Origin of the sequence: Vogesella fluminis (assembly GCF_014652335.1) — a bacterium.
In the GTDB taxonomy this organism is placed as follows: Bacteria; Pseudomonadota; Gammaproteobacteria; order Burkholderiales; family Chromobacteriaceae; genus Vogesella; species Vogesella fluminis.
Genome location: NZ_BMYP01000036.1, coordinates 21,081 through 28,722 on the forward strand (window position 1 = coordinate 21,081; position 7,642 = coordinate 28,722).

The 7,642-nt window shown below is 62.2% G+C and carries 5 protein-coding genes; all 5 read left to right on the forward strand.

What is annotated here, in order from left to right; translation table 11 throughout:
• Positions 1-9: 9 nt before the first annotated feature.
• The 5 genes from infB to pnp all read left to right on the forward strand — a co-directional run bounded on the left by infB (position 10) and on the right by pnp (position 7,146).
• On the forward strand, positions 10-2,922 hold the full coding sequence (gene infB, locus IE083_RS12750) for a translation initiation factor IF-2 (protein WP_189354123.1): 2,913 nt from the start codon (positions 10-12) through the stop codon (positions 2,920-2,922).
• 179 nt (positions 2,923-3,101) lie between these two features.
• Positions 3,102-3,569, forward strand: a complete 468-nt coding sequence (gene rbfA / locus IE083_RS12755; RefSeq protein WP_189354124.1) for a 30S ribosome-binding factor RbfA — start codon at positions 3,102-3,104, stop codon at positions 3,567-3,569.
• Positions 3,566-4,489 (forward strand): tRNA pseudouridine(55) synthase TruB, encoded by a 924-nt coding sequence (truB, locus tag IE083_RS12760; protein WP_189354128.1) that lies wholly within the window; start codon positions 3,566-3,568, stop codon positions 4,487-4,489. Before rbfA ends, truB begins: the two co-directional genes overlap by 4 nt.
• A gap of 75 nt (positions 4,490-4,564) precedes the next feature.
• Complete coding sequence (rpsO, locus tag IE083_RS12765; RefSeq protein ID WP_189354131.1) at positions 4,565-4,834, forward strand: 30S ribosomal protein S15; 270 nt, start codon at positions 4,565-4,567, stop codon at positions 4,832-4,834.
• Between the two features lie 164 nt (positions 4,835-4,998).
• Complete coding sequence (pnp, locus tag IE083_RS12770) at positions 4,999-7,146, forward strand: polyribonucleotide nucleotidyltransferase (RefSeq protein ID WP_189354134.1); 2,148 nt, start codon at positions 4,999-5,001, stop codon at positions 7,144-7,146.
• Positions 7,147-7,642: the final 496 nt, after the last annotated feature.

Below are 7,642 nucleotides of genomic sequence, written 5' to 3' on the forward strand. Positions count from 1 at the left end.
GGAATACGCATGGTTTTGACAAATATCAAACAGTTTGCCAGTGAGCTTGGCCTTTCTCCTGAAAGGCTTGTTGAGCAATTGAACAAGGCCGGTGTCGCCAAGCGCGGCTTCGAAGAAACACTGACCGAGGGTGACAAGAAGCGTCTACTGGACTTCCTGAAAACCTCGCATGGCGCACGCGATGGCAACCAGGTGACCCTGACCCGTAAACAGACTTCTGAAGTGCAAAGTGCAACGGGTAGCACTGTGAAGGTGGAAACCCGCAAGAAGCGTGTGTTCGTGCGGCCGGAAGACGAGGCGCAAAAAACGGCTCCTGTGCCTGTGGCGGTGCCGGTTGTGGCCGCACCGGCGGTGGACGCCAAGACCGAGCCGGCAGCCCCCGAACCGGCAGTTGTAGCCGAGCCGGTCAAGGCGGAAGTGGTGGAGCCGGTAGCAAAGCCGGCAGAAGTGAAGCAGGCTACGGCCAAGACAGAAAAACCAGCGGCCAGGACTGCGGAAAGCAAGTCTGAAGCCAAACCGGTGGCTGCAGAAGCATCTGCGGCGCCGGTGAAACAGCCGACACTCAGCCGCCCTGCATCTATCCTGTCTGATGCCGAGCTGGCTTCCCGTGCTGCGGAAGAGGCTCGCCAGGCTGAATTCAGGGCCCGCCAGCAAGCACTGGTGCGTGAAAAGCAGGAACGTGAAGCCCGTCGTAATGCAGCCCGTCTGGAGGCCGCGGCACCGGCGCCGGCGCCGGTAGCCAAACCAGCACCGGTGGAGGCCAAGCCTGCTGCGCGTACCGAAGACATGCCGCGTTCGGCCAAACCAACCCAGCCGCGCATGCAACCGGCCGGCGGCAATCGTGATGGCGCAGCCCGCCCGCAAGGCGGTCAGCGTCCCGGCCAGGGCGCGGGTCGTCCTGCTGGCGCTGCTACCCGTTCGGCAGCGGCTCCGGCGCGGCCGGCTCCCGCTGGTACCGCACCCGCGGCTCCGGCTCCTGCCGGCGACGCCCGTCGTGGCCCGGCAAAAAAAGGCGGTGCCGGTGGCCGTGACTGGAATGATGGCAAGAAGGGCAAGGGTCTGAAGACCCGTGGCGGCGATGCCAGCAATGACTGGAAGAGCCGCAAGGGTGGCAAACACAAGAATGGCAACAACCAGCATGCTTTCCAGGCTCCGACCGAGCCTATCGTGCACGAAGTGCTGGTGCCGGAAACCATTACCGTTGGTGATCTTGCCCACAAGATGGCGGTAAAAGCCGCCGAAGTGATCAAGGTGCTGATGAAGATGGGCATGATGGTGACCATCAACCAGGTGCTGGACCAGGAAACCGCACTGATCATCGTGGAAGAAATGGGCCACGTCGGCAAGGCTGCGCAGACGGATGATCCGGAAGCGTATCTGGACAAGGATGAAGTGGCCGAAGCCGCCGAATCCCTGCCGCGTCCTCCGGTGGTAACCGTGATGGGTCACGTCGACCACGGCAAGACCTCGCTGCTGGACTACATCCGTCGCGCCAAGGTGGCTGCGGGCGAGGCCGGCGGGATTACCCAGCACATCGGTGCCTACCACGTGGAAACCCCGCGCGGCATGATCACCTTCCTGGATACCCCGGGTCACGAGGCGTTTACTGCCATGCGTGCCCGCGGTGCCAAGGCGACCGACATCGTGGTACTGGTGGTGGCAGCCGATGACGGCGTGATGCCGCAGACCATCGAGGCGGTCCACCATGCCAAGGCAGCCGGCGTGCCGATCGTGGTGGCGGTGAACAAGATCGACAAGCAGGGCGCCAACCCGGAACGCATCCGCCAGGAGCTGGTGGCGCACGAGGTGGTGCCGGAGGACTGGGGTGGCGATACCCAGTTCATCGAGGTATCGGCCAAGATGGGCCAGAACATTGATGCGCTGCTGGAGGCCATCCTGCTACAGGCCGAAGTGCTGGAACTGACCGCACCGGTAGCGGCCCCGGCCAAGGGCATCATCGTGGAAGCACGCCTCGACAAGGGCCGTGGTCCGGTGGCTACCCTGCTGGTACAGAGTGGCACCCTGAAGAAGGGCGACATCGTGCTGGCAGGTACTGCCTTCGGCCGCGTACGTGCCATGATCGACGAGAACGGCAAGCCGGTCGACGAGGCTGGCCCGGCCATTCCGGTGGAAATCCTGGGTCTGTCCGATGTACCGTCTGCCGGTGAAGACGCCATGGTGCTGGCCGACGAGAAAAAGGCACGTGAAATCGCGCTGTTCCGTGCCGGCAAGTTCCGCGATGTGCGTCTGGCCAAGCAGCAGGCCGCCAAGCTGGAAAACATGTTTGCCCAGATGTCCGAAGGCGAGGTGCAGAGCCTGTCCGTCATCATCAAGGCCGACGTGCAGGGCTCCTACGAAGCGCTGGCTGGCAGTCTGCAAAAGCTGTCCACCGATGAGGTCCGCGTCAACATCCTGCACTCCGGTGTGGGTGGCATCACCGAATCCGACATCAACCTGGCGATCGCCTCCAAGGCCATCGTGGTCGGCTTCAACGCCCGTGCCGATGCTGCCGCGCGCAAGCTGGCGGAGAGCGAAGGCGTCGAGATCCGTTACTACAACATCATTTACGATGTGGTGGACGATGTGAAGGCGGCCATGTCCGGCATGCTGGCTCCGGAGAAGAAAGAGCAGATTCTGGGTACCGTGGAGATCCGTCAGGTGATCTCGGTGTCCAAGGTGGGCAACATCGCCGGCTGCATGGTGACCGACGGCATCATCAAGCGTTCGGCCAGCGTGCGTCTCATCCGTCACAATGTGGTGGTGCATACCGGCGAACTCGACTCGCTCAAGCGCTTCAAGGATGACGTCAAGGAAGTGCGTCAGGGTTACGAATGTGGCCTGATGCTGAAAAACTTCAACGACATCCAGGAAGGCGATCAGCTGGAAGTATTCGAAATCGTCGAAGTGGCGCGTACACTGTAAGACGGTGGTTAGGGGCGGGTGCAAGGTTGGCCGCAAGGCCGGCCTTGCCCCGCCTTTTTTGAATGTTGATCTGCCACGAAATCCACGAAAAGGCACGGACGATAGCAGGCCAGGCCAATGCGCTTGCTTCGCTTTCGTGTTTTTCGTGGATTTCGTGGCTGAATTTGGTATTTGCAATCATGGCCAAAGCCAAAAAAGGTTTTTCCCGCTCGGACCGCATCGCCGAGCAAATCCAGCGCGAGCTGGCCGAGCTGATTCGCAAGGGTCTGAAGGACCCGCGCGTGGGCTGGGTGACCATCACCGCGGTAGAAGTGACCCGCGACTACTCCCACGCCAAGGTGTTTTACACGGTGATGGAAGAAGGCAAGCGCGAGATCACCCAGGAGGCGCTGGAAAGCGCCGCCGGCTACCTGCGCAACGGCATCGGCAAGGTGCTGCAGATTTTCACCACGCCGCAGCTGCACTTCATCTATGACGACTCCATCGAACGTGGCGTGTACATGAGTCGCCTGATCGATGAAGTCAACGGCACCGCGGTGACGGTGGCCCAGGACGCCGACAGCGATGCGGATGAGCCGGTGGCAGACGAGGCCGAGGGCGACGAGCCGGTTGGCGATATGGATGACGAGGCCGGCGGCAAGGCATGAGCGCACCACGTCGGGTGAAACTGCCGATCAACGGCGTGCTGCTGCTGGACAAGCCTTACGACGTCAGCTCCAACGGTGCCCTGCAAAAGGCGCGCTGGCTCTACAGTGCGGCCAAGGCGGGCCATACCGGCGTGCTCGATCCGCTGGCGACCGGCCTGCTGCCGGTGTGCTTCGGCGAGGCGACCAAGTTTTCGTCCTATCTGCTGGATGCCGACAAGGGCTATCGCGCCACCGTCAGGTTCGGCCAGGTCACCACCACCGGCGACATCGAGGGCGAGGTGGTCATCAAGCGACCGGTAACGTTTGACCGCGCAGCGCTGGAACAAACGTTGGCCGCATTCTGCGGTGTGATTACCCAGGTGCCGCCGATGTATTCGGCGCTGAAATTCCAGGGGCGGCCGCTGTACGAGTATGCGCGCGAGGGCATCGAGATCGAGCGTGCCGGGCGCGAGGTCACCATCCATGAGATCAAGTTGCTGTCGTTTGACGGCGTCGATACCGCGGTGATCGAGGTGTTGTGCAGCAAGGGCACCTATATCCGTACCCTGGCGCAGGATGTGGGCGAGCGACTCGGTTGCGGCGCGCACCTCACCGGCCTGCGCCGTACCACCACCGGCGGCTTCCGGCTGGAAGACGCGCATACGCTGGAAGCCATCGAGGCCCTGCCGCGCGAGGCGCGCGACGGCCTGCTGCTGCCGGTCGATATCCTGGTGTCGCATTTCCCCGAGCAAACGTTGGCCGCAGAAGACGCGCGCCGCTTTTGTCACGGCCAGGCCGTGCGCGGTGCCGAAAACTGTGCGACAATGCAGCGCTTTCGTGTTTACCATGCGCAAACACGCGAGTTTCTCGGACTGGCGGAGGCAACGGAAGACGGTTTGCTTCAACCGGTGCGGGTGATGGTTGCTCCGGCAACCGAATAGTGAAGTGTGGATGGGTTTCGGCTCGCTACACTTGTCGGGTGGCAACACCCTGAACCGATATCGGAGTTTATTATTATGGCAATGACCGCCGCTCAAAAAGCACAGATCGTTAAAGATTTCCAGCGCCAGGAAGGCGACACCGGTTCTACCGAAGTTCAGGTAGCCCTGCTGACCGCTCGTATCAACGATCTGACCCCGCACTTCAAAGCGAACACCAAGGATCATCACAGCCGTCGCGGCCTGCTGAAACTGGTTAGCTCCCGTCGTCGCCTGCTTGACTACCTCAAGCGCACCGACGTCGCTGGCTACCGCGCTCTGATCGCTCGTCTGGGTCTGCGTAAGTAATCGGTTTAAATTCGGAAAAGTCGCAGCCTGTCTGCGACTTTTTCGTTTCTGCAGTATCTTATTGAGTCAACGGGGGGAGCCTCTAGGAATCGGTATCGGTTACGGTGTTGATTGCTAGGGGTTCCCGTTGCAAGTTCTATTCCTTAAATCAAAGGAAACCTCACGTGTTTAATAAAGTTAGCAAATCGTTCCAGTACGGTCGCCACACCGTGACCCTGGAAACCGGCGAAGTGGCCCGTCAGGCCTCCGGCGCCGTGGTCGTTACCGTTGAAGATACCGTGGTACTGGTATCGGTTGTCGGCTCCAAGAACGTCAAGCCAGGCCAGGATTTCTTCCCGCTGACCGTGGACTACCTGGAGCGTACCTACGCCGCCGGCAAGATCCCGGGCGGCTTCTTCAAGCGCGAAGGCAAGCAGTCCGAGAAGGAAATCCTGACCAGCCGCCTGATCGACCGTCCTATCCGTCCGCTATTCCCGGAAGGCTTCTATCACGACGTGCAGATCGTGGCCACCGTGATGTCGCTGAACCCGGAAGTGGATTCCGACATTCCGGCCATGATCGGCGCCTCCGCCGCGCTGGCCATCTCGGGCCTGCCGTTTGGCGGCCCGATCGGCGCCGCCCGCGTCGGTTACGCCAACGGCGAGTACATCCTGAACCCGACCAAGACCGAGCTGGAAACCTCGGAAATGGATCTGGTGGTAGCCGGTACCGAGCGTGCCGTGCTGATGGTGGAATCCGAAGCCCGCGAGCTGTCCGAAGCCGTGATGTTGGGCGGCGTGGTGTTCGGCCACGAGCAGATGCAGGCCGCGATCAAGGCCATCAACGAATTTGCTGACGAAGTGAACCCGGTAATGTGGGACTGGACCGCACCGGCCCAGAACGACGAGCTGATCGGCAAGATCCGCGACATCTCCGGCGAAATGATCGCCAACGCCTTCCGCATCCGCCAGAAGGGCGCCCGTTCCGAAGCACTGGGCGCCGCCTGGTCCGCGGTGAAGAGCGCGCTGATCACCGAAGATACCGACACCCTGGTGGCCAACGAGATCAAGGGCATCTTCAAGTCGCTGGAAGCCGAAATCGTGCGTGGCCAGATCCTGGCCGGCGAACCGCGTATCGACGGTCGCGACACCCGCACCGTGCGTCCGATCGCCATCCGCACCGGCGTGCTGCCGCGCGTACACGGCTCCGCGCTGTTCACCCGTGGCGAAACCCAGGCCATCGTGACCACCACGCTGGGCACCAAGCGTGACGAGCAGATCATCGACGCGCTGGCCGGTGAATATACCGACCGCTTCATGCTGCACTACAACTTCCCGCCGTACTCTACCGGTGAAGCCGGCCGCATGGGCCCGCCGAAGCGTCGTGAAATCGGTCACGGTCGTCTGGCCAAGCGCGCGCTGGCACAGGTACTGCCATCGGAAGCCGACTTCGGCTACACCATGCGTATCGTGTCGGAAATCACCGAATCCAACGGCTCCTCGTCGATGGCATCGGTATGCGGCGGCTGCCTGTCGCTGCTGTCCGCCGGTGTGCCGCTGAAGGCGCATGTGGCCGGCATCGCCATGGGCCTGATCCTGGAAGGCAACCGCTTTGCGGTGCTGACCGACATCCTGGGTGACGAAGATCACCTGGGCGACATGGACTTCAAGGTGGCCGGTACTGCCGCAGGCATCACCGCGCTGCAGATGGACATCAAGATCCAGGGCATCACCAAGGAAATCATGCAGATCGCGCTGGAACAGGCCAAGGAAGGCCGCGTTCACATCCTCGGTCACATGAAAGAGGCGATCGAAGGCCCGCAAGAGCTGTCGAACCACGCGCCACGCCTGTACGTGATGAAGATCAACCCGGAGAAAATCCGTGAAGTGATCGGCAAGGGTGGCGAAACCATCCGTGGCATCACCAAGGATACCGGCTGCGAGATCAATATCGAGGAAGACGGCACCATCACCATCGCCTCGGTTTCCACCGAAAGCGCGGAAGCTGCGAAGAAGCGCATCGAGGAAATCACTGCCGAAGTGGAAGTGGGCAAGGTGTACGAAGGTCCGGTAGTGAAGATCCTCGACAACAACGTCGGCGCCATCGTGTCCATCATGCCGGGCAAGGACGGTCTGGTGCACATCTCGCAGATCGCCCACGAGCGCATCAAGAACGTGAGCGACTACCTGCAGGAAGGCCAGATCGTGAAAGTGAAGGCCATCGAGATGGATGACCGCGGTCGCGTGCGCCTGTCGATCAAGGCACTGCTGGATAATCCTGCAGCGGCTCCGGCCAGCGGCGACGCGGCCTTCGGCCTGAAAACAGGTGCCTGAGCCCGCTCGCTGACGCCAGGATCGAGCGCCTGTCCGGCTTGCCGGTCAGGCCGCTCCACCTGATCGCCAGCCGGTCCGAATGCAGCCCTGCCAGCACAAGCTGGCAGGGCTGTTCTGCTTTTGCGGGGCTGTCGCCGCGTGCGGCCTGGAACGGTGTCGGGGTCGGGGCGGCCGGGCGCATTTGCCGGGGCCGAACGCCGCGGCCTGCCCATGGCGCTGGCCCCGGTATGTCATTACCGGGGTCGATGATGGCCCTGCGGTGGCGCGCGGGATCGCCTGCAATTGATGCAGTTCGGCGATGGTGGGGAGATGCTCGGGCCGGCCCCCCATCCGTAGGCAGGAAGGGACTGCGGCCAACGTTGGCCGCAGCGTGCCGCTATCGGGCGATGCCGGTCAGCGGCGTGCGTGGTGGTATCGGCGATGCGCGTTAAGTGCCGCTAGCAGCCTGTCGGACTTGGGCCTGCCCGAAGGCGGAATAGTGAAACGCAGGGCCGTT